The sequence below is a fragment of the Vibrio mangrovi genome, assembly GCF_024346955.1.
In the GTDB taxonomy this organism is placed as follows: Bacteria; Pseudomonadota; Gammaproteobacteria; order Enterobacterales; family Vibrionaceae; genus Vibrio; species Vibrio mangrovi.
Genome location: NZ_AP024883.1, coordinates 2,514,711 through 2,535,216 on the forward strand (window position 1 = coordinate 2,514,711; position 20,506 = coordinate 2,535,216).

Here is a 20,506-nt window from a genome sequence, read left to right on the forward strand (position 1 = left end):
ATCATTCTGCCGGTGTAATACACCGGCTTACTTCACTCAGGTTCAGTCACTATCACAAAAATACTTTTGGCTCTGTCTGGAAAAACCATCGACAAATGTGAAACAATTGCCATAATTTGTTTCACTATGTTGAATCTGTGATCGATGTTCTATAGTCTAAACAGAAACCCCGATCTCACTGCCGATGTAAGGATATATATGATGAAAACTGCCACTTTCTGGGGCATTGTCGGACTCGCGATCACTCTCGCCGGTTGTGCTTCAAATACCAAAGAAGATAACTACCGTGAAGCGTCTTTTGAACTGTGTAATACTGACGTGAAAGTATACTCGCTGGATAATGCCGGACGGGTCCGTATTGTTTGTGCGGATGGCTCTAAGTTCGCACTCAAATCAGAAGATACGCTTGAAGTCATGCGTGGTATCAACATTGATTACTGCGATGGTGAAGGCTTAGGTAAATTCACTGAAAGTGAAAATTACTACCTGTTCAAATGTAAATCAGGCACAACCCTGAGCATCTCGAAAGAGTAATCTTTTCCAATACACATTGAACGATTTCTGAATCTCTTTGAGCTCAAAATAATAAACCCGCTTCCGATGAAGCGGGTTTACTTTATGATTCAGCAATGCTCGTCGAGGAGCTCTTAAGCATATACAGGCAAACGCTTACAGATAGCCAGTACTTTTTGTTTAGTTGCCTCAGTCACGCTTGGATCATTAATGTTGTCTAGAACATCACACATCCAGTTTGCCAACTCTTTCGCATCATCTACAGTGAAACCACGACGAGTGATCGCAGGCGTACCCACACGAATACCTGAAGTAACAAACGGGCTGCGGGGATCATTCGGAACAGAGTTTTTGTTCACCGTAATATTTGCAGCGCCCAGAGCAGCATCCGCTTCTTTTCCGGTGATATTTTTATCGATCAGATCAACCAGGAACAGGTGGTTTTCCGTACCATTGGAAACGATTTTATAGCCACGCTCCTGAAACTGAGCAACCATTGCTTTAGCATTCTGAACGACACGTTCCTGATAAGCTTTAAACTCAGGTTCCATCGCTTCTTTGAAAGCAACTGCCTTCGCTGCGATAACATGCATCAGAGGACCGCCCTGTCCACCAGGGAATACTGCTGAGTCCAGCTTTTTATACATCTCTTCACCGGCATTCGACAGAATCAGACCACCACGAGGCCCAGCCAGTGTTTTGTGAGTTGTTGTTGTGACCACATGAGCATGTGGAACCGGAGTCGGATAAACACCCGCCGCAATCAGACCGGCAACATGAGCCATATCGACAAACAGATAAGCACCAACCTTATCTGCGATTTCACGCATGCGAGCCCAGTCAACAATCTGAGAATAAGCAGAGAAACCACCGATAATCATTTTCGGCTTATGTTCAACCGCCAGAGCTTCCATTTCGTCATAGTTGATCTGACCACTTTCATCAATTCCGTAAGGAATGACGTTGTAGTGTTTACCGGAAAAGTTTACCGGAGAACCGTGTGTCAGGTGTCCGCCATGTGCCAGGCTCATTCCTAAAACAGTATCACCAGGATTCAGCAATGCCATATATACAGCACTGTTGGCCTGAGAACCTGAGTGAGGCTGGACGTTTGCATATTCACAGTTAAACAGTTTGCATGCACGTTCAATCGCTAATGATTCGGCTTTATCAACATATTCGCAGCCACCGTAATAGCGCTTGCCAGGATAGCCTTCCGCATATTTGTTTGTCAGCTGAGAACCCTGGGCTTCCATTACACGTGGACTGGTGTAGTTTTCTGAAGCAATAAGTTCAATGTGCTCTTCCTGACGAAGAGTTTCTTCTTGAATGGCTGCGAAAAGATCCGCATCATAATCAGCGATATTCATATCACGCTTAAGCATCTGTATCTCCTGACTCAGATTGACTGGAAAGTTTAATAAAACTACATTCTGACTCAACGCAAACGTTTTCGTCACTTAATTTGGCGCGTATTCTACCTAAATTGATCTATGTCATAAAGCCCAAATGTACAAATTTTCATGCAGTTTTTTCATGATACTCAAAAGTCCCGGTAACATGGCGGCGCCGGGTGTCAACTTTTAGGTTTACATTCTGTAAAGTACCAATGACATAGGTTTACCTGAATTTCCCGTTTCTAGCTACCGAAAAAGTCACCTTTTCTTTACTATCCTTCACAAATTGTCTCAATACGCTCATAACCGATGGAAAAACACACTTTTCAGGAAGACATCATCGCAATCATCACCGGCAGCTTTCTGGTTGCTCAGGGCATCATGTTTCTACAAGCTGCACACCTAATCACCGGAGGAACAGCCGGACTGGCATTGTTACTCAACCAGTTAACGCCCTTTTCCTTCGGAGTTCTCTATTTCCTGTGCAATGCGCCATTTTACTTGCTTGCCTGGAAACGCTTCGGCCGCCAGTTTGCGCTGAACAGCCTGATTTCCGGCCTGCTTGTTGCCCTTTTTGCCGATCAGTTCTCATTTTTAATCCTGTTTACACATGCCAACGGTATTTACTGTGCAGTCACAGGCGGATTACTCATGGGTGTGGGAATGCTGATTCTTTTCCGTCATCGTTCCAGTCTGGGAGGATTCAACGTTTTCTGTCTGTTTGTTCAGGATAAATTCGGAATTTCTGTCGGCAAAACTCAACTGTGTATTGATGCATCCGTTGTATGTGCTTCTCTGTTTTATCTGTCTCCGTATACGATTGCCGTTTCAGTGCTCAGTGCTTTGGTTCTCAATGTGGTATTAGCCATGAATCACAAGCCATCCCGATATACAGTGACTTATGGTTCATAATATAGAGCAGTCGGCATTTCTCTGACATAACCTTTTGTTGTACAAGAAATAGCATATTTGTCCAAAAAGACATCATTCAAACATAAATCGTCAGAAAAGGCTTTACAGGCTGAATGAGTTTGCTATGATGCGCTCCGCACCGAAGAGATGTTTCGGGAATGTTTCTTCAATCATTAGAGTGCACCCTGGAGGGGTTCCCGAGTGGCCAAAGGGAGCAGACTGTAAATCTGCCGGCTCCGCCTTCGATGGTTCGAATCCGTCCCCCTCCACCATATTTAAAGATGTTTGAATGTTTCCGGTAAAGGTATCGTTCAGGCAAAACAAAATCCCGGAGGGGTTCCCGAGTGGCCAAAGGGAGCAGACTGTAAATCTGCCGGCTCCGCCTTCGATGGTTCGAATCCGTCCCCCTCCACCATATAGAAAAGCCAGCATCTTGCTGGCTTTTTCTTTATCTGTACCGCAATAATTCTGTGACACACCGTCATCATCAATCCAATAGGATAATCCGGCATATAATTTGTCATGGGATCATACCAATTCTACAAATGAGCCGATCATCTTAATGGAATTGGTATTACCCGGCTTTCAAATGACGGGAACTTAAAACCGTTGAGAATTCTTTCCCCCGGATCAACGCGCCACCAGATATGCAGGAACCTCTTTAATACTATCAAGCACAACATCAGCAAGAGATTCACCGGCTTCAGTCACTGGCTTCCCGGTACGGACCAGAATCGATGTGCCGACACCGGCAGCCTGAGCCGCCATCAGATCGGCTGGTTTATCACCAACCATCACTGAATTTGCCATATCGATTTTAAGAAAATCACGGGCTGAGATAAACATACCGGGACGTGGCTTACGGCAGTCACAATCCTGCTTATATTTACCGACGCCGTGCTCCGGATGATGAGGGCAGTAATAGATACCATCAAATTCGACACCATGGTCAATGAAGTTCCAGTCCATCCACTGAGTCAGACTCAAAAACCGGTCTTCGGTGAACATTCCCCGGGCAATCCCCGCCTGATTGGTCACCAACACCAGAAGATAGCCCATCTCCTTTAACCGTTTTGTCGCTTCAAATACCCCATCGATGAAGTGAAAATCATGCTCATCATGAACATAACCACTATCAATATTGATCACTCCATCGCGATCCAGAAACACTGCTGGTTTAGCCAAAGCTTTGCCCCATCCGACTGATTAATGCTGGCTATTATACTCAAACTCACTGTCGGAGATACACCCAAATGACCTCCGGACACAGTTTCAGCTTTTTTCTTGTTCTTTTCCGGGTAAATTCCGTCAATATTGCTTTTTAGACGTCTAGACGTCGAAATTGATTGACTTCATTATCATGAAGCCATAGCATCCACTACAAAATTGCAGGTGTTGTTCCGGTTGAATGAAATTTAACCTTTCTGATACACCACACCTCAGGGCACTATTGGTCATTTGAGGTGGAATTTACAGGCTAAGTACGTCCTACTCAGGTTATCTAATGATTGAAATAAATCGCGTAAACAAAGTGTTCGGCCAAGGCGATAAACAGATTCACGCCTTGAAGGACATCAACCTCCATATCCGGCAAGGGACTATATTTGGTGTTATCGGCTCTTCCGGTGCAGGAAAAAGTACGCTGATACGCTGTGTCAATATGCTGGAGTCGCCAACCAGTGGCGAAGTCATTGTCGATGGTGTCGATCTAACCAAGTTGAATGCATCCCAGCTGTGTCAGGCAAGACGGAATATTGGTATGATTTTTCAGCACTTTAATCTGCTGTCATCCCGTACTGTATTTGACAATATTGCTTTACCTCTCGAACTTGCCGGTCAGACTCAGGAACATATCAGACAAAAAGTCGATGAGTTACTGACACTTGTCGGTCTTGCTGATAAGAAGCAAGCCTATCCGTCAAATCTCAGTGGCGGACAGAAACAACGGGTTGCGATTGCCCGGGCACTGGCCAGTGATCCCAAAGTCCTGCTGTGTGATGAAGCAACCAGTGCTCTGGATCCGGCAACGACTCAATCCATTCTGCAACTGCTCAAACAGATTAACCGTCAGTTGAACATCACTATTCTGCTGATTACCCACGAAATGGATGTGGTAAAAAGTATCTGTCATGAAGTTGCAATCATCGGTGACGGAGAACTGGTTGAGAAAGGCAGTATCAGCGATATTTTTGCCCATCCGAAAACAGATTTGGCACACCAGTTTATCCGTTCGACACTGGATTTATCCATTCCAGAGGATTACGAAAACCGTCTCCACCCGGAGCGGGTTTCCGGTAGTTATCCACTCGTCCGGCTTGAGTTTACCGGTGCAACGGTTGATGCACCGCTGGTTTCACACATCTCACGGGATTTTAATATTGACGTCAATATTCTCAGCTCCGATCTGGATTATGCCGGTGGGGTTAAATTTGGCATGCTCGTCGCCGAACTTCTCGGAGAAGATGCAGATGATCAGGCGGCGATCGAATATCTCCGCTCACATCATGTAAAAGTGGAGGTCCTTGGTTATGTCAATTAACCTCATCACAGACTGGCTGAGTCAAAACAGTCATCTGATTCTGAATGCAACCTGGCAAACAGTCTATATGGTTGCCGTTTCCGGCCTGGTAGGTTTTCTTATTGGTATTCCGTTGGGTGTCATCCTTCATACCACCAAATCAGGCGGATTGATGGAAAACCGCCGCTTTAACCGCATTCTAGGTGCAGTTGTTAACGTCGGCCGTTCAGTTCCGTTTCTGGTCCTGATGGTAGCGATTATCCCACTGACCAAACTACTGATCGGCACCTTCATCGGTACAACAGCGGCAATCGTCCCCCTGACTATAGGTGCGATTCCGTTTGTTGCCCGCTTAATTGAAGGTGCTCTGCTGGAAGTCCCGTCCGGATTGGTTGAAGCTGCACAGGCAATGGGCGCCAAACCGATACAAATCATTACGAAAGTTCTGCTGCCGGAAGCGATGCCAACTATACTCAACTCGGTCACCATCACTCTGGTTACTTTGGTGAGTTACTCGGCAATGGCAGGAACTGTCGGAGGTGGCGGCTTGGGTGACGTGGCAATTCGCTATGGTTTCTATCGCTATGACATTATCGTCATGGCCGTTACGGTCGTTATGCTCATTGTTCTGGTTCAGATTATTCAGTCGATTGGCGATACAATTGTACGCCGGGTCGATCACAGATAAACAATAAAATACATCAATAATTCATTGATAAAAATTCAGAGTTTTAAATCAAGGAGAAGCACATGAAATTTAGTCTAAAGGGTCTGTTGACTATTGCTACGGCCGCTTCAGCGCTCGTACTGGCAGGATGCGGTGAAAAAACTGCCGATAACCATAAAATCAAAGTCGGTGTGATGGCCGGTGCAGAAGCACAAGTGGCAGAAGTTGCCCAGAAAGTAGCAAAAGACAAATATAACCTTGATGTCGAACTGGTAACATTTACTGATTACGTCACACCAAATGCTGCGCTTGATGATGGCTCTATTGATGTCAACGCATTCCAGCACAAGCCATATCTGGATCAGCAGATTGCAGATCGCGGTTACAAACTAACCATTGCCGGCAACACTTTCGTTTACCCAATTGCCGGATATTCAAAAAAAGTAAAATCAGTTGATGAACTGAAAGCAGGTGATCGTATCGCAGTGCCGAATGATCCGACCAATCTGGGTCGTTCTCTGATCCTACTTCAGCAACAGGGGTTGATTAAATTACGTGATGACGCCGGACTGAAAGCAACAGTTCAGGATATTACTGAAAATCCGAAGAATCTGGAAATTCTTGAACTGGATGCCGCACAACTGCCACGCTCACTGGATGACGTAGCGATTGCAATCATCAATACAACTTTTGCCAGCCAGTTAAATCTGTCACCAGAAAAAGACGGTATTTTTGTTGAAGATAAAGAATCTCCATACGTGAACCTGATCGTTGCCCGTGAGAATAACGTCAACGATGAAAACGTGAAAAACTTTGTCAAAGCCTACCAGACTGAAGAAGTCTACGACGCCGCGATGAAAACATTTAACGATGGTGTTGTAAAAGGTTGGTAAAACCGACACGATTAATTCGTCTCAATATAAACAAGGGCATTTCATGCCCTTGTTCTCTGTCACTGCTATTTCAGATAATCCCACGACAAATTCGAAACAAGCCGGCACGAATCACATTTAAAATGAAAAATATCATGCAATGGTTCATCTAAGCGCCATGGTTTTCCACAGCCGGGACAACAACGCTTTTGTTCTTCTTCCAGACTCATTCCACCAACCCGATACTGATAGTAGTAAGTCGGAATTTTAGTCAGATACTCAATCCGGCCCCGTAAATCCCATCCCCGCCGGAAGAGATCACTTTCTGGTTGCATGATTTCTTTCAGAGCCGCATGTTCAGCCTGACATCCACCAGCCATCTGTAATTCGTCACACGCCTGCCATTCCGTCTGCCACTTGATGAGCGCTTTATGATCACCGTTAAATGTAGCCGGAATACGGTACAAAGGAACTGGCAGCAGGTTTTCACCATTCCGCAACGGCGAACAGGTATGAACATAAGTCGTATATAACACCTGCCATTCGCGATGCTCTGCCGTGTCCGTTTGCTCGGAGTGAATATCCTGGCCCAGAACCCTGACTTTCGGAGCTAACAGACTGGCCTCGGCCAGGCGGTTCATACAAACCTGGACGAAGTCTGAATGATATTTCGGATGCAGACTCTGCTTTTCCGGACAGAGAACCCGGACAAAAAATTCACCGTCACCCATCACAACCGGAAATTCCCGCCCCAGAATCTGCCCCTGAAAACGTAACGCTTCCAGCAGACCTGAAATCGCCCGTTCAACAGCAGAAACAGTTGTATTGTCAAAACATTCAAACTGGAGTTCAGCAACATAACTCATAAATATGACTCACTACTTAATTTCCGATTAAGGGCCATAATTATAGGGCAAATCTTCAGTTGTATTTTCAAATTTTTCACATCTAATACCAATAATAATCTATTTTTAATTTTATACATATTGTGTTGTAAAAAAGGATGTCGATATATTGAACACAATACAGATCTTCGAGTTTTCTCTATTGGTTTATGCATATGTTTAATTCCATCAGCCATCAAAGTAACTGTGGCCTTTTCAAACATTACTTTTTCACATTTAAGGTAATTGATCCAGTCTTTAAATTACCAAGTTTTTACCCTTACAAAATACTGTCCTCCAATATTGCACTGCAATCTAACCAGTATCTCTTTAGATATCGATAATTTCGATGATGTTGTCGAAATTATCCGTTAGCACCCGGATGGAAAATTTCGTATTTTGATAATAGGCTAGGTGGCAGAGGATATATGCTTGTTCGTAAAAAGCTATTTCAATATAGCATCTTCCTTTGACATGATATGCAGACGCATTTGTAATTTTGCGCAGCTGCTATTCATCCTTTAGGTATCCCGCGCTATACAGCACTGACACCAGTACTTCGGCAAATAAGCACCAACAACCAACACAAGACAATGATACACCGTAGGTAGAGATATTTAATAATCGATGCTATCAGACTGAATGTATCTACCAAAAGGAAAATGAAGAATAAAAACACGGCGTCGAGAAACTGCGCCCTCCAGAGGTCACCAATACTAACCTTTCGCTGAGAGATGAACGATCAATTGCTCATCTACAGGATTCTAGTTGGTGATTTTCAGAAAACAAAATTCTACGGAACAGTTAGTTCATCGGCCCTGGCCGTTTTACTAGCTAACACAATTTCTGTCGTGATTGGGGCTATGCTTCGGCAGGAAATTAAGTGGCGGTATATGCTGCCTTAGGAGGAATATGATGAGCCCAACTACTATAGAGATCAACGCTGTACAGAACGAACATGACGAATCTCGTATGGAACAACCAACAAAAGCGGTCATGCCGCCAAACCGTCCAAAACTTCTATCGCTCACCGGTAGTAGATTTTGGGCTGCCTTCTTAGTTTTTTTATTTCACGCCTCTATTCCTAGCGATCTCGCTCCGTATGCAGATCCAACCATAGAGCACATATTTGCAGCTATTGTAAGTAAAGCCGGCTGGGTAGGAGTTTCGTTTTTCTTTATACTAAGCGGATTCGTTATGGTATGGTCGGCCAGAGATAATGATACCGTTGGCAATTTTTACTTAAGGCGTTTTGCGAAAATTTATCCGACTCATTGTTTAACCTGGGCTATTGCGCTCGCTTTAGGTGTGGTAAGTATAGGGGCATACAAAATATGGTTGTCAAACCTCCTGCTAGTAAATTCATGGGTAAATGACGTTAAATATTTCTTTGTTGTAAACAGACCCAGTTGGTGTCTTTGTGACGAAATCCTTTTTTACCTATTGTTTCCCATGCTATTTAAAGCGATGAAAGCAATACCAAAAAAATTCGACTTGTTGGGAATAGGTGTTGCAGTTGTCGCATCGTTACTCATACAGATCTTTATTTACTTTTGGGTTGAACCAAATCATATGATGCCCTATTATCCGGTTTCACAACGACAGTTTTGGTTTTCGTATATATTTTTCCCGTCACGTCTATTTGAGTTTGTCTCTGGGATGTTTGTTGCGCGGTTGCTGATATATGGACGTGTCCCCGTGTTACCCAAAGCTGCTGCACTTACTTTGCTTATTGCAGTATATATAGGAGCAATGTTCCTTCCATACCAATTTGGTTTAAATGTTATTTACATCATTCCTGTTAGTTTGTTAATTGTTTCAATTGCTAATGATGATTTGAACGCCAAGAAAAACATACTAAACCGAAAGTCTTCTATATGGCTTGGAGAGATATCCTATGCATTTTATATGGTCCACTTTTTAGTCCTTTTTGTCTTATTCAAGCTATTGGACGGAAAAAAATTAGATTTTATGGAAGGGACAGCGATTCTTGCTATAGCACTGATCTTGTCAGTTTCATGCGCATCGTTAGTTTATCGATACTTTGAGATTCCAATGAATAGGAAAATACTGGATATTTTCAGACCAAAATTTTTGAAAACTATTACAGAATAGTATTGTTTATAGATGCGTATGATTCTTCACTTAATAGTGATATTTATTTTTTATTAAGATGTCATATTTTTCTGTAACTCACTTAAATGTGAAAATTTATATATATAATCATCTAACTTTTTACTTTTCGCCATATATGGCTTGCTATCACCACAGTACTAAACGGAGTGTTTTACATTAATATTTCTCAGTATATTAATTTTTACTTGGTCTAAATGTATAAAACTGTATACCACCTTTTTGTATTGTATTTCTTCATACCATAACTAGTTTTGTCGGTCTTTGTTGCCGACAAAACTCACTACCCTCGAATTCTCAGATTAGAACTGAAAGACAATATATCTTACTTCAAACAACTAAGTTTCAGGAAGCTGTTATGCAACATTCGAGTCTTGTAGAACGTATTTATCTAGCAAATTTATCCAACCAGGATAGTCGATTCAGGTTTTCAGGGAGGGTTACATACCGAACAACCGAACATATAGGAATAAAATTCTTAATATGAACTAGTTCAGAGACATCAGTAAAATGAGAAAGTGGACAGAAGAATAGATAGCTAAATATAACGAAAAACTTCTCCATGACGTACTCGATACATTAACACCATGAGAATATATAACCCAATAAATAGGCTAAAAATTAAATTAACCGCACAACAAGCTGATGATTATCATAGACATATTCAGTAAAGTTAAACAAGAAATTTAATATTATATATGATGAAGCAAGGGATCCTGAAAAACTGATGTAATCATATTCGTGAGTTTTAAGGTATCTATGTAAGGAGAGTCTGTTCTATACAAAAGCTCGATCTGAAACTTCTCAAACCGGCCATGTAGATCATGAATCTTTATCTTGTCACGTACATCTCGATTAATTGAACAACGCATAACCAAAGCTACCCCCTTACCTTCAGAGACACTGGAAAATAATACGGGATAAGATCCGCATTCAATGATTCTCTTCGGCATGATTCCCCCCTCTTGTATTAATATATCACAGTTTCGCATTAAGGCTGATTTTCTGCTGCTGAGCAAAAAATGTTCTCCATCAAGGATGGAGATTTTATTGATGGTTGGAAAATTTCTCTCAGTAATGAGAACTAAATCAGTAGAAAATAATGATAGTCGAGCATGTCGTACATCAGAAAAACCGGAACCAATTATTACCATATCTAATTCATTTTTTTCGTAGGAGTTAAGTAAACTTATTGTGTTCCCGATACAAATATCAATGCATTGATCTATATTGTTGCTTAAATCTATCAATAAACTAGCTATATAAGGTGGTAAACAGTCAATTAATCCAATTCGGATGCTGGGGGTGTTATGCTTTAAGGATGCAATTTTTTTCTTACAATCTTCCTCAAGTTCTAATATCTTTATTGCGTATTCATAAAGTATTTTCCCTTGTGCTGTAAGTGATATCCTATTTTTACGACGATCAAACAAGGTAATACCGAATCTATCTTCCAGATTTCTAAGACGATGAGATATACTCGATTGTACTCTGTTCAGACGCGCTGAAGCTTGAGTGATGTTTCCTATTTTTGCTACGGTGACAAAAGCAAGAAGTTCACTGGTCTTCATATAAAACCTCCACATTAGAAATTTTTTAATAAAAACTACAGACTCATTAATAATAACTAGATGCTAAAATTTCAAATTTTAAGTTGGACGACAAAAATTTTATTTATAAATGGAAAATTGTAATGAATAATTAGTTACTGTTTTACAGATAAACTACGTTAATCACTAACACACATCCCATTGCATCATTTGTATAGGAGGGTCTCCCCTCTTATTCCTCGTGCTCAATAGAGCTCGTATTACCTCTCTCACTATCGAGTTGCTTCATAAGCTCTTCAGGATAGCGGGAACCTTGGATAGCATCTTTCGGAAACAATGCTTCTACAGATGCAACATTTTCTTGATTAAGCGATCTTTCAAACACTCTAAAAACGTCCAGCAGTTGCGTGCGAGTTCGCGCGCCAATAACAGGTACAAAGGATGGCTGTTTGGCTAATACCCATGCTACGGCAAGCTGGGCAGGAGTCATCTTATGATCTGCGGCATACTCATGAAATTTCATAATCGCCGCAACATTTTGCTCTCCAGTTTTTCCACGAAAACGAGGCATATTTGCACGGCGATCGCCTTTTCTACCTATCTTACTTCCCGTCAGTAATCCACGAGACAGAACACCATATAGCGTCGCACCGATCCCCAACGAAGTAAGCGCAGGAAAAATCGCTTGCTCTGGTTCACGACAGATAACGGAATATTCAATTTGTAGATCGGATATAGGATGCACCTTCGCAGCACGCGTAATTGTTTCGATGCCCACCTCAGAAAGGCCAATATTACGAACATAGCCAGCTTTCACTAGATCGGCAATCGCGCCTACAGTCTCTTCAATAGGCACTGATGGGTCAAGGCGTGAAGGTCGATACACATCAATAACATCGACTCCGAGACGCTTCAGACTGTAAGTTACAAAATTTTTCACAGCCTCCGGACGTGCATCGAAACCAACAAAACAGCCATCTGGTCCAATCATTGCACCAAATTTTACCGATATTTGTATCTTGTCACGTAATCCCTTAATACCACGACGAACTAATAGTTCATTTAGGCCAGAGGAATAAAAATCGCCCGTATCAATGAGTGTAACACCGCGCTCGATAGCTTCTCGAATGGTGGCAATACCTTCATTTACGTCCGACATTCCATAGGCACCAGACATAGCCATACAGCCAAGAGCTATAGGAAACACCTGCGGACCGGTACTACCGAGTTGAATCTTGGAATTGGAATTCATTTTCATGGGTATCCTTTCAGTGCTTGTTTAAATAAACGTTTCTACTAACGTGACATCCCACACAAACCCGGCATATCGTGGGTTACTCAGTATCAATTTTAAACCCACCCAGCCATTGTTGGACTGTACACAGAAAAACGTCTAAGCGTTCCAACTGTAGCGATATTTGGAACGGCTATTTACTCGATCTTTTGTTTGATAAAAAATATTCTGCATCACACGAACTAAGTATTTTCCATGGGAGCTTTCACTCAGAACAAAAATGGGAAAATTTCCTTGCTTGTCGCACCAGATGTTTCGAGAATAATGGGAAACATCCCATATTCTATATTTTATTGAGTCATAAACCATTTGACCCATATTTCATAGTTCACTAATAGTAGTTTTCCCGACTTATAAAACACAGCGGGGCTACGATAGTTATATATGTAATATATATTCTTATTAAACAATAAGATTGTAACTTTCGGTTTATACCTAACAAGGAAGTAGTTAAACACGTATAAATTGTATAGGGTAATTTTAGGCACCCCAACTTTCTTGATGTTAGAAAGAAACAGCAGGGTGAAAAAAAAGAATAATGTATTGTATATCAACCAGATATCGTGAATACATCTATATAGAACTATTCGTGGATCAGATGACCTATAGACTCAGTAAAGAGTAATTTATCAACTATTTCGGGAGCAATAGTCTACAGCTACTTCTTATCCATAACGCCAGAGAACTGTATAGAGATGTATCCTGTTTCACAGAACAGACACCTCAAATTGAATGAAACATTTTACTTACAATTATTAGCGTATTATCGGTTCTAAATATGTTATGCCAACAACTATATTAAAATAACCCTATACAATTTATACGTGTTTAACTACTACCTTGTTAGGTAAAAAACAAAAGTTAAAATCCCACTGTTAAATAGAAAAATACATCTTAATGACAACTTTCAGTAACTGAAACAATCACATTCAGGTTAAATAATGTTATGAATAACAAATTACACGGACCGCTATTTCTGGCGATCCTTAGTACGTTGATGGCATTCGCGTCTTTATCAACGGATATTTATCTTCCAGCGATGCCAATAATGGCAAATGAGCTACAGGGCGATATCGAACTGACTGTCACTGGTTTTCTCATCGGTTTTGCGTTGGCACAACTGGTGTGGGGACCGATAAGTGACACACTGGGTCGCCGCCTACCGTTATTTATAGGGATGGTAATGTTTATCATCGGCTCTGTCGGGTGTGCGCTATCAACAGATATTCAGCAGATGGTCTTCTGGCGGGTATTTCAAGCTTTTGGCGCCTGTACTGGCCCCATGTTGGCACGAGCGATGATCCGCGACTCATACACTCGCACCCGAGCTGCGCAAATGCTTTCGACTCTGCTCTTTATTATGGCCATCGCTCCCATCATCGGGCCGCTAGCAGGTGGGCAAATCATAAGGGTCACCAGTTGGCATGCTATCTTTTGGTTATTAGTGGTAATTGGTGGATTAATGTTTTTCTCACTATTTGCCCTCCCGGAAACTCTCCTGCCGGAAAACCGAGTCAAAATTTCCTTAGCAAATGTATTCCGTAATTACTCAATGCTACTGTGTAACCGTGAATTTATGCGCTATACGTTATGTCTGACCTTTTTCTATGTTGCTGCATATGCTTTTATGACCGGCTCACCGTTTGTCTATATCAGCTTTTACGGCGTTGATCCTCAATACTACGGCTGGTTATTTGCCCTCAATATTCTCGGAGTGATGGCTATGAGTTTGGTAAACCGGCGTCTGGTGCTACGTTATCCACTAGAAAATCTACTTAAGGTCGCCGTGACCGTGGCGACAATTGCCACCCTTACACTGGCGCTGGTTGTAAAACTACAGCTCGGTGGCATTGTTGCTGTAGTCGTGACAATATTTCTATTCTTCTCAATGAACGGGGTTATCGCCGCCACCTCAACGACTGCAGCACTTGATGCCGTACCGTCATCATTAGCGGGATCCGCATCAGCACTGATCGGCTCGTTACAGTATGGCAGCGGCATTATCTCTTCACTATTTTTGGCACTTTTCCGCGATGGTACTCCGTGGACAATGTCGTGGATTATGGTGATTTTCACCCTATCCAGTATAACAGTACTTCTACGTCGTGGTCCCCTTCCAGAAAACCGAAGTAGCCTAAACTAGAAAGTTTATAAGTGAATAGCCACCGACTTGATAGACACCTTTTAGTTAGGCTGTGGACAGTACAAAAAGGCTAATTAGCGTCTACCAAGTCGGTGGCTATTCAGAGCTACAAGTAAGATGACTCTCTTATCGCAGCCCAATCGTATTCACTACGCCCTTTATCTACACCTTCTTTAATCCGTGTTTCAATTACTTTTGAAAATGGTAATTTAATGTTCAAAGAATCACATTCATCGTTGAACAAACGAATATCCTTAAGCCCCAAATCCATAGAGAAACCACAAGGAAAATATACACGATTTGCAATGTTTTTCGAATGATAGTGGTATACAGTACAGTCAAACAAGCTATTTGTTATCATGTCAACAAATACATTGGAGTCTAATCCATTCTTTTCTAAAAACTCACACGACTCACTAATCGCTTCAATTGCAGAAATAACCAGAAAGTTTGCTGCAAGTTTAACTAAAACCGTAGACTCGTTTTTTGAACCGAAGTAGAACACACGTTCACAAAAACTAGATAAAATGTTTTCTATCTGGTGTTTGAGCTCTGGTTTACATGAGAGAATTCCAAACAACTTGCCAGCTCGAACCGTTTCTGGACGCCCGAAGACTGGACAATTTATGAATACCGCTCCCTTTGTATAATGAATCTCCTGAAGCTGACTGACCATTTCAGAAGATAGAGTGCTCATGGAAACATTAATGGTGCTAGAATCAATTGATTCTATATAGTTGGCAGAGCTGAATACCTTCAATGCAGCTTCATCATTTGGAAGCATTGACATGACAATTTTTTTCTTGAAGTCGACAACACTAAGATCGTCGATTATATGACAATTAAATGAGTCAAAATGAGAGTAGGCAGCCGGGTTAGTATCAAAGATTTCTACATTATGAGAAGACTCTATTAGTTTGGCCGCCATAGGGCTACCCATATGTCCCAATCCAATAAAAACAATATCTGCCATAATTATGCTCCTAGTAAAAATTTATATTTTTCGCCAACGACAGTAGGATTAAATTCAATGATCCGGTATGAAACATACTGATTAATTACAAGAGGCTCCTGTTCAAGCAAATTAATAAGCATTCTTTTATCAGACATAGTTGATATTATAATTCCTCCATTCCTCGGTACCTGTGGTCCCATAGCTATAAACAACCCTTTGTCAAATAAATCCTTCATATAGGCTCGGTGTTCGGGGACCAAATTATCAATTTCTTTTTTATTTACTAAGTATGTATTTTCAATTATAAACATAATGAAACCTGTTATTTAATGGGTACCTGGATGACACCGCCCCTTATTAATTCCGGAACGATACTGTAAGAATCTAAATTCAATGAGAACTCGACATCTTTATATGCACCAATAGAACGTAGTTTTACTGCAGAAGGAGAATGTTTTAGACTATCAATTGTATTATTCATAAAAATATCTAAAACATTCTTTGAAGACTGTGATAGTTCTATGTCAGTTTCTAATTTCATAAGATTTAGGATAATTCCACCAGCACAGTAAGCATCTTCAATACTGAATTTCCCACTATTGCCAGAGCAGTAGAGCGTAAAATTACTACTCATTGCAACCAATTTTTCAGCTACAGCTGATAGATTTAGAATTGATGCAATATATATTGTATCAACTTTTCCTGAACATCGGTTTAGTACTCTGGTTCCATTAGTAGTAGATAGAAGTAATCTAGTAATTTTATGGTCATTTATAAAATAGCTTGGGCTATTACTAAAATCAGCATTGGGATGTTTTTTCCCTTGATATTCAGCGGCAATATAGCAATTCCTATTTTTAAGGTTTAACTTTATTTTTTCAGCAGCTTCAAAATTTTCACAAGATACAACTTCAGTTACTCCATTAGCTAAAGCAGACACTATTGTTGATGTCGCTCGAAACTGGTCAATAACCACAACACAACTTTCAAGGGTTTCTGCATCATCATTCACATAGTTAAGCGTTGTAATTTTCATTTAAATCACCATTTCAATTAAAGAAGGAGCCCTATTCATCTTTCTATAATGAAGTGCTTTTAACAGCTCATGTTCAGCTGATATCCCATTGTAAACCCGCCCAATAAATTCGATACCGTAAGCATCAGAAAGAGCCTTGTAGTTAACTTTCGGACTATCAAATTCATTTCCAGTAAAATCTGAATATGTATTTCTACCACGAGTATTAGATATAAATTTAGAGTGCATTTTTGTGTTATCATAGCCATTGTTATTTACCACAATGAATATGATTGGTAAGTTATAATGGGATGCCGTCCAAAGCGTGCTAGGTGAAAAATTTAAATCGCCGTCTCCTATCATTGACAAAATAATAATATCTGGATCTTCTATACCAAAGGCAGCACCAATAGATGCTCCTACTCCATACCCTAAACCACATCCACCACTATTTCCCAAATGGATATGCTTATCATCAAAATCCCAGATTTGTCTGATGATTTTTCCATATTTAATGCTAGGTTCATTTACCAAAATCCAGTCTTTATCTCTTATAACATTCCAGAATGATTCGAGTATTACTGAAAGTGTAGTTTGCTCCAGATCAGGGTGTTTAAACCTAGTGTGATTACAAATGATTTTTTTCCGAGTCTCAGTTTTACCTAGATGTACAGGAGACAAATTGGCATTTAATCTTTCACACAGTAGCTCAAGAGAAGTAGTAATTTCACCAACTATATTTAAACAAGTATTTTGCAGTTCGAAATAATCACACACCTCACTATTAACAAAAAAATCATTTATCCCTATTTTTACAATTCCGGCCTCAGTATTAAATATAGGCTTGCTATTGTTGTTTTCATGCTCAAAGAGTACAGATTGTAAATCGGAGCATTCCAATGCGATTATCAGATCCGCTTGTTCTAGATAGAAACGATAATCATTGGTGATATTCATACAACTTCTACTTGGGAAGTTATATGCTCCCCCTAAATCGATAAACGGTATAGACAGGGATTCACAAACCTTTGTTGTAATTCTTACAGCATCGTCATACCGTCCTAAAGTATTGCCAATGAATAGAGGAAAATCAGCCTCAAGGATCAATGAACTCAGTTTATGAATAATCTCATTACTAGCCTGTGGGCTAATTAATTCCTTTCCAGGATTGAAAGTAAACTCAAGCTTTGTAGGCTGCTCTTGTATTGAAGAATCAATTGCTACTAAGGTTGGATATGATGGTTTCGCTTGAGTTAATAAAAGCGCTCTTTCTACCGATTGTACTGTGCTTACAAGAGTTGTTGGTTGGTCATACCATCTAACATAATCTTTCGTAATACTAGCTTGTGATGTATTTGTGTGGATCCAATCTATCCAAGGCCTTCGTTCTTCAATAGCTGTTGGCCCAAGTCCATTAATTATTAACATGGGAATACGGTCTACATAAGCATTAAATATCCCCATAGTAGCGTTCAATAATCCCACATTTGCATGAAGTAAAACGACTGCTGGGAAGCCTGTCACTTTCGCATAACCATGAGCCATTGCTACCGCAGACTCTTCATGCATACACAGAACTAATGTTATATCATTGTCATGCAGCAGTGAGTCTTCTAGCCCTCTAATAGTAGCCCCTGGGTTAAAAAAAACATGCTTAATACCATAAGCTTTTATCAGGTCGACAATCACATCGGAGCCATATCTTTGAACAGAATTGTCTTTAGTACTCATACAATTTACCCAACCGTTCTAAATTTCGATTAGAAATACAGCCCAAACCAGCACTATCAATTCGATGCGCAATACCTCTCACTCTATTAACCTCTGGCATAGGCTCTATAGTATACTCACTAAACCATCGGTCAGGCTGTCCCCCCTCATATGTAATGACATCGGCATTTACCGATCGTAAGTGTCTTCCTGCACATATTAATGGTCCAACTTCCGCAACCTGAGAACCTATTTGATATTTAATACCATTATCCCTACATATCTTTATCATTTTTAAAGAAGAAAGTAGTCCACCATTCTTAGAAATACGAATATTGACTGCATCACATGATTTATAATGAATAGCATCTTCCAGATCAGAAAATGAACAAACTGACTCATCGAGCATAACTCGACATTTAAATAATGTTCTAAGTTTCTGGTAGTTCTCGAAACTCCCTTTACTTAGTGGCTCCTCATAATAAAGAATATTATATTTTTTAAGCGCCTGTATATGTTTTTCTGCTGAGTCAATGGTCCAACACATATTTGCATCTAGAATGATTTTAATGTCCTCCCCCAATGTCTTTCTAATAGCTGATACTCTTTCAACGTTGTCATATACATCATTAGTTATTTTTATTTTAACGACATGGAAAGGACCACGATTTTTAATAAATTCAGAAGGTGACATAGACAAATCCATTACTGCTGTCACCTGGAATTCATTAAATATTTCAGTACTATCCTGGATAAAATTTAGTATTTTCCATAACGGTAGGTTATGCTTTTTCCCAATCCAATCCAGAATAGCCATCTCTAAAACACAGGTTGTACAAGGTGAGGCAGCAAACTGAACTGACTGTAATCGACAAATACTTTCTACAAATCCATCTACGCAGATGTCTTCAATAAGATTAATTATGTTGATACTTTTCAATTCAGCTATTACATCATCTGTCGTGTGTCCAGTAACATAAGCACGTGGTGCAGATTCTCCAATCGATTCAATACCTTTGTATTCAAATCTAAGAACAACACTATCGGAAGAAGATCTCCTACTTTCAGCATGATCAAATTTATTTTTCATGTCTTGATTTATTTTAAAAATATTAATATTCATCACACCTCCTTATCCAGCTAATAATACGATCTGTTACTTCATCAATGTAAGAAGAAAACCATACAAAGTGCCTATCAAACGGAATAGATTGCGTTTCTGACCTATTTTTAAATATTTTATTGAAAATTTCTTTAGCGTAGTTTACGTCAACTAAAGGATCTAACTCCGGATATAAATACAAAGCCTGTTTCAAATTAAATTTATTTATATCAGCTTTCAGATAACGTTCTTCTAGCAAATATGATTGGTATATTGAATGATTTGTTATCGAGTCCCATTTCAGTGGATCATTATCAATAAACCTGATATATCGATTAACATCTGTAAAGTCCAGTGTTTTGAAATTAAGCGATTTTTTTGTTTTGTCACCGTTATAGACACTTACACATTCATCGAGCCTATGTAGCTTCCCTAAATAACTTGTAACAAGTACAATATTATCCACGACACATTCCAATTTATTTGAGAAATAAACTCCAAGAGATATCGCGCCTCCAAAACTTTGCCCTATAAACGTAATTGGGACATCCCAATGGCTATAACGATTTACAAACTCAGCATACAATGTGATGGTTTCATCAATATCTTTAATATGTTCACGTTCTCCCGGGCTATAACCACATCCAACTCTATCGATGGATATAACATAAACTCCCTCTTTTACCATCTGATTTGCTACATCATTAAACCACAATGAATAACTTTGAGTACCATGAAAGTAATATACTATATCTCTAACTTCACCTTCAGGTTTCCACTCATAGATCGCAATATTTTCACCATTTATAGTGTCTATATATATATCCATAATTTACACCTA

18 protein-coding genes and 2 tRNA genes are annotated in these 20,506 nt (G+C 40.2%); 9 read left to right on the forward strand and 11 right to left on the reverse strand.

Translation table 11 applies throughout. From position 1 onward, the window contains the following. Positions 1-201 precede the first annotated feature (201 nt). Positions 202-534, forward strand: coding sequence for a hypothetical protein (locus OCU74_RS11215; protein ID WP_087479810.1), 333 nt, complete (start codon positions 202-204; stop codon positions 532-534). Positions 535-647: 113 nt separating this feature from the next. Here OCU74_RS11215 and glyA read toward each other — a convergent pair whose 3' ends face one another. Next, positions 648-1,898: a serine hydroxymethyltransferase gene (glyA, locus tag OCU74_RS11220; protein ID WP_087479811.1), complete on the reverse strand. Its 1,251-nt coding sequence runs from the start codon at positions 1,896-1,898 to the stop codon at positions 648-650. Positions 1,899-2,219: 321 nt separating this feature from the next. On the opposite strand from glyA, the gene OCU74_RS11225 reads away from it, so the two are divergent. The 3 genes from OCU74_RS11225 to OCU74_RS11235 all read left to right on the forward strand — a co-directional run bounded on the left by OCU74_RS11225 (position 2,220) and on the right by OCU74_RS11235 (position 3,237). After that, entirely contained in the window at positions 2,220-2,822 is a 603-nt protein-coding gene (locus OCU74_RS11225; RefSeq protein ID WP_087479812.1) for a YitT family protein, read from the forward strand. A 187-nt stretch (positions 2,823-3,009) separates the two neighbouring features. Next, positions 3,010-3,094 (forward strand) — tRNA-Tyr (locus OCU74_RS11230). A gap of 58 nt (positions 3,095-3,152) precedes the next feature. Further along, positions 3,153-3,237 (forward strand) — tRNA-Tyr (locus OCU74_RS11235). A gap of 215 nt (positions 3,238-3,452) precedes the next feature. Here the strand turns inward: OCU74_RS11235 and gmhB are convergent. Then, positions 3,453-4,007 (reverse strand): D-glycero-beta-D-manno-heptose 1,7-bisphosphate 7-phosphatase, encoded by a 555-nt coding sequence (gmhB, locus tag OCU74_RS11240; protein ID WP_087479813.1) that lies wholly within the window; start codon positions 4,005-4,007, stop codon positions 3,453-3,455. A 319-nt stretch (positions 4,008-4,326) separates the two neighbouring features. On the opposite strand from gmhB, the gene metN reads away from it, so the two are divergent. The 3 genes from metN (at position 4,327) to OCU74_RS11255 (ending at position 6,900) form a co-directional block, all read left to right on the forward strand. Then, the gene (gene metN, locus OCU74_RS11245) at positions 4,327-5,361 is read left to right on the forward strand and encodes a methionine ABC transporter ATP-binding protein MetN (protein ID WP_087479814.1); all 1,035 of its coding nucleotides are present in this window, start codon (positions 4,327-4,329) and stop codon (positions 5,359-5,361) included. Further along, complete coding sequence (locus OCU74_RS11250; protein WP_087479815.1) at positions 5,351-6,028, forward strand: methionine ABC transporter permease; 678 nt, start codon at positions 5,351-5,353, stop codon at positions 6,026-6,028. The genes metN and OCU74_RS11250 overlap by 11 nt, the downstream gene beginning before the upstream one ends. Positions 6,029-6,090: 62 nt before the next feature. Then, positions 6,091-6,900, forward strand: a complete 810-nt coding sequence (locus OCU74_RS11255; RefSeq protein WP_087479816.1) for a MetQ/NlpA family lipoprotein — start codon at positions 6,091-6,093, stop codon at positions 6,898-6,900. Between the two features lie 65 nt (positions 6,901-6,965). Here the strand turns inward: OCU74_RS11255 and OCU74_RS11260 are convergent, their stop codons facing one another. Continuing rightward, the gene (locus OCU74_RS11260; protein ID WP_087479817.1) at positions 6,966-7,745 is read right to left on the reverse strand and encodes a Zn-ribbon-containing protein; all 780 of its coding nucleotides are present in this window, start codon (positions 7,743-7,745) and stop codon (positions 6,966-6,968) included. 930 nt (positions 7,746-8,675) lie between these two features. Here OCU74_RS11260 and OCU74_RS11265 point away from each other — a divergent pair. Beyond that, positions 8,676-9,878: an acyltransferase family protein gene (locus OCU74_RS11265; RefSeq protein WP_200807664.1), complete on the forward strand. Its 1,203-nt coding sequence runs from the start codon at positions 8,676-8,678 to the stop codon at positions 9,876-9,878. 710 nt (positions 9,879-10,588) lie between these two features. On the opposite strand, the gene OCU74_RS11270 is transcribed toward OCU74_RS11265, so the two are convergent. Next, on the reverse strand, positions 10,589-11,467 hold the full coding sequence (locus OCU74_RS11270; protein ID WP_087479820.1) for a LysR family transcriptional regulator: 879 nt from the start codon (positions 11,465-11,467) through the stop codon (positions 10,589-10,591). A gap of 211 nt (positions 11,468-11,678) precedes the next feature. Continuing rightward, entirely contained in the window at positions 11,679-12,704 is a 1,026-nt protein-coding gene (locus tag OCU74_RS11275; protein ID WP_200807665.1) for an aldo/keto reductase, read from the reverse strand. A 982-nt stretch (positions 12,705-13,686) separates the two neighbouring features. On the opposite strand from OCU74_RS11275, the gene OCU74_RS11280 reads away from it, so the two are divergent. Next, positions 13,687-14,883, forward strand: a complete 1,197-nt coding sequence (locus OCU74_RS11280) for a multidrug effflux MFS transporter (RefSeq protein WP_087479821.1) — start codon at positions 13,687-13,689, stop codon at positions 14,881-14,883. Positions 14,884-14,989: 106 nt separating this feature from the next. On the opposite strand, the gene OCU74_RS11285 is transcribed toward OCU74_RS11280, so the two are convergent. From OCU74_RS11285 to OCU74_RS11310, 6 genes are read right to left on the reverse strand one after another with little or no spacing between them, the layout of a single operon-like run. Then, positions 14,990-15,856 carry an NAD(P)-dependent oxidoreductase gene (locus OCU74_RS11285; protein ID WP_087479822.1) on the reverse strand — a complete coding sequence of 289 codons (867 nt, stop codon included), beginning with the start codon at positions 15,854-15,856 and terminating at the stop codon, positions 14,990-14,992. A gap of 2 nt (positions 15,857-15,858) precedes the next feature. Beyond that, positions 15,859-16,149 (reverse strand): YciI family protein, encoded by a 291-nt coding sequence (locus tag OCU74_RS11290; protein ID WP_087479823.1) that lies wholly within the window; start codon positions 16,147-16,149, stop codon positions 15,859-15,861. 11 nt (positions 16,150-16,160) lie between these two features. After that, positions 16,161-16,874, reverse strand: a complete 714-nt coding sequence (locus tag OCU74_RS11295) for a 2-phosphosulfolactate phosphatase (RefSeq protein WP_087479824.1) — start codon at positions 16,872-16,874, stop codon at positions 16,161-16,163. Then, positions 16,875-18,584: a thiamine pyrophosphate-binding protein gene (locus OCU74_RS11300; protein WP_087479825.1), complete on the reverse strand. Its 1,710-nt coding sequence runs from the start codon at positions 18,582-18,584 to the stop codon at positions 16,875-16,877. Then, positions 18,574-19,686, reverse strand: coding sequence for an enolase C-terminal domain-like protein (locus OCU74_RS11305; RefSeq protein WP_087479826.1), 1,113 nt, complete (start codon positions 19,684-19,686; stop codon positions 18,574-18,576). Before OCU74_RS11305 ends, OCU74_RS11300 begins: the two co-directional genes overlap by 11 nt. Next, positions 19,676-20,494, reverse strand: a complete 819-nt coding sequence (locus tag OCU74_RS11310; protein WP_087479827.1) for an alpha/beta hydrolase — start codon at positions 20,492-20,494, stop codon at positions 19,676-19,678. The genes OCU74_RS11305 and OCU74_RS11310 overlap by 11 nt, the downstream gene beginning before the upstream one ends. Positions 20,495-20,506 lie beyond the last annotated feature (12 nt).

Coding starts and splice junctions, on each gene's coding strand:
- OCU74_RS11250 (WP_087479815.1), top strand. CDS start 5,351: ATGTCAATTAACCTCATCACAGACTGGCTGAGTCAAAACAGTCATCTG.
- OCU74_RS11215 (WP_087479810.1), top strand. CDS start 202: ATGAAAACTGCCACTTTCTGGGGCATTGTCGGACTCGCGATCACTCTC.
- OCU74_RS11300 (WP_087479825.1), bottom strand. CDS start 18,584: ATGAGTACTAAAGACAATTCTGTTCAAAGATATGGCTCCGATGTGATT.
- OCU74_RS11285 (WP_087479822.1), bottom strand. CDS start 15,856: ATGGCAGATATTGTTTTTATTGGATTGGGACATATGGGTAGCCCTATG.
- metN (WP_087479814.1), top strand. CDS start 4,327: ATGATTGAAATAAATCGCGTAAACAAAGTGTTCGGCCAAGGCGATAAA.
- OCU74_RS11270 (WP_087479820.1), bottom strand. CDS start 11,467: ATGAAGACCAGTGAACTTCTTGCTTTTGTCACCGTAGCAAAAATAGGA.
- OCU74_RS11265 (WP_200807664.1), top strand. CDS start 8,676: ATGATGAGCCCAACTACTATAGAGATCAACGCTGTACAGAACGAACAT.
- OCU74_RS11255 (WP_087479816.1), top strand. CDS start 6,091: ATGAAATTTAGTCTAAAGGGTCTGTTGACTATTGCTACGGCCGCTTCA.
- OCU74_RS11310 (WP_087479827.1), bottom strand. CDS start 20,494: ATGGATATATATATAGACACTATAAATGGTGAAAATATTGCGATCTAT.
- glyA (WP_087479811.1), bottom strand. CDS start 1,898: ATGCTTAAGCGTGATATGAATATCGCTGATTATGATGCGGATCTTTTC.
- OCU74_RS11280 (WP_087479821.1), top strand. CDS start 13,687: ATGAATAACAAATTACACGGACCGCTATTTCTGGCGATCCTTAGTACG.
- OCU74_RS11290 (WP_087479823.1), bottom strand. CDS start 16,149: ATGTTTATAATTGAAAATACATACTTAGTAAATAAAAAAGAAATTGAT.
- OCU74_RS11305 (WP_087479826.1), bottom strand. CDS start 19,686: ATGAATATTAATATTTTTAAAATAAATCAAGACATGAAAAATAAATTT.
- OCU74_RS11260 (WP_087479817.1), bottom strand. CDS start 7,745: ATGAGTTATGTTGCTGAACTCCAGTTTGAATGTTTTGACAATACAACT.
- OCU74_RS11225 (WP_087479812.1), top strand. CDS start 2,220: ATGGAAAAACACACTTTTCAGGAAGACATCATCGCAATCATCACCGGC.
- OCU74_RS11275 (WP_200807665.1), bottom strand. CDS start 12,704: ATGAAAATGAATTCCAATTCCAAGATTCAACTCGGTAGTACCGGTCCG.
- OCU74_RS11295 (WP_087479824.1), bottom strand. CDS start 16,874: ATGAAAATTACAACGCTTAACTATGTGAATGATGATGCAGAAACCCTT.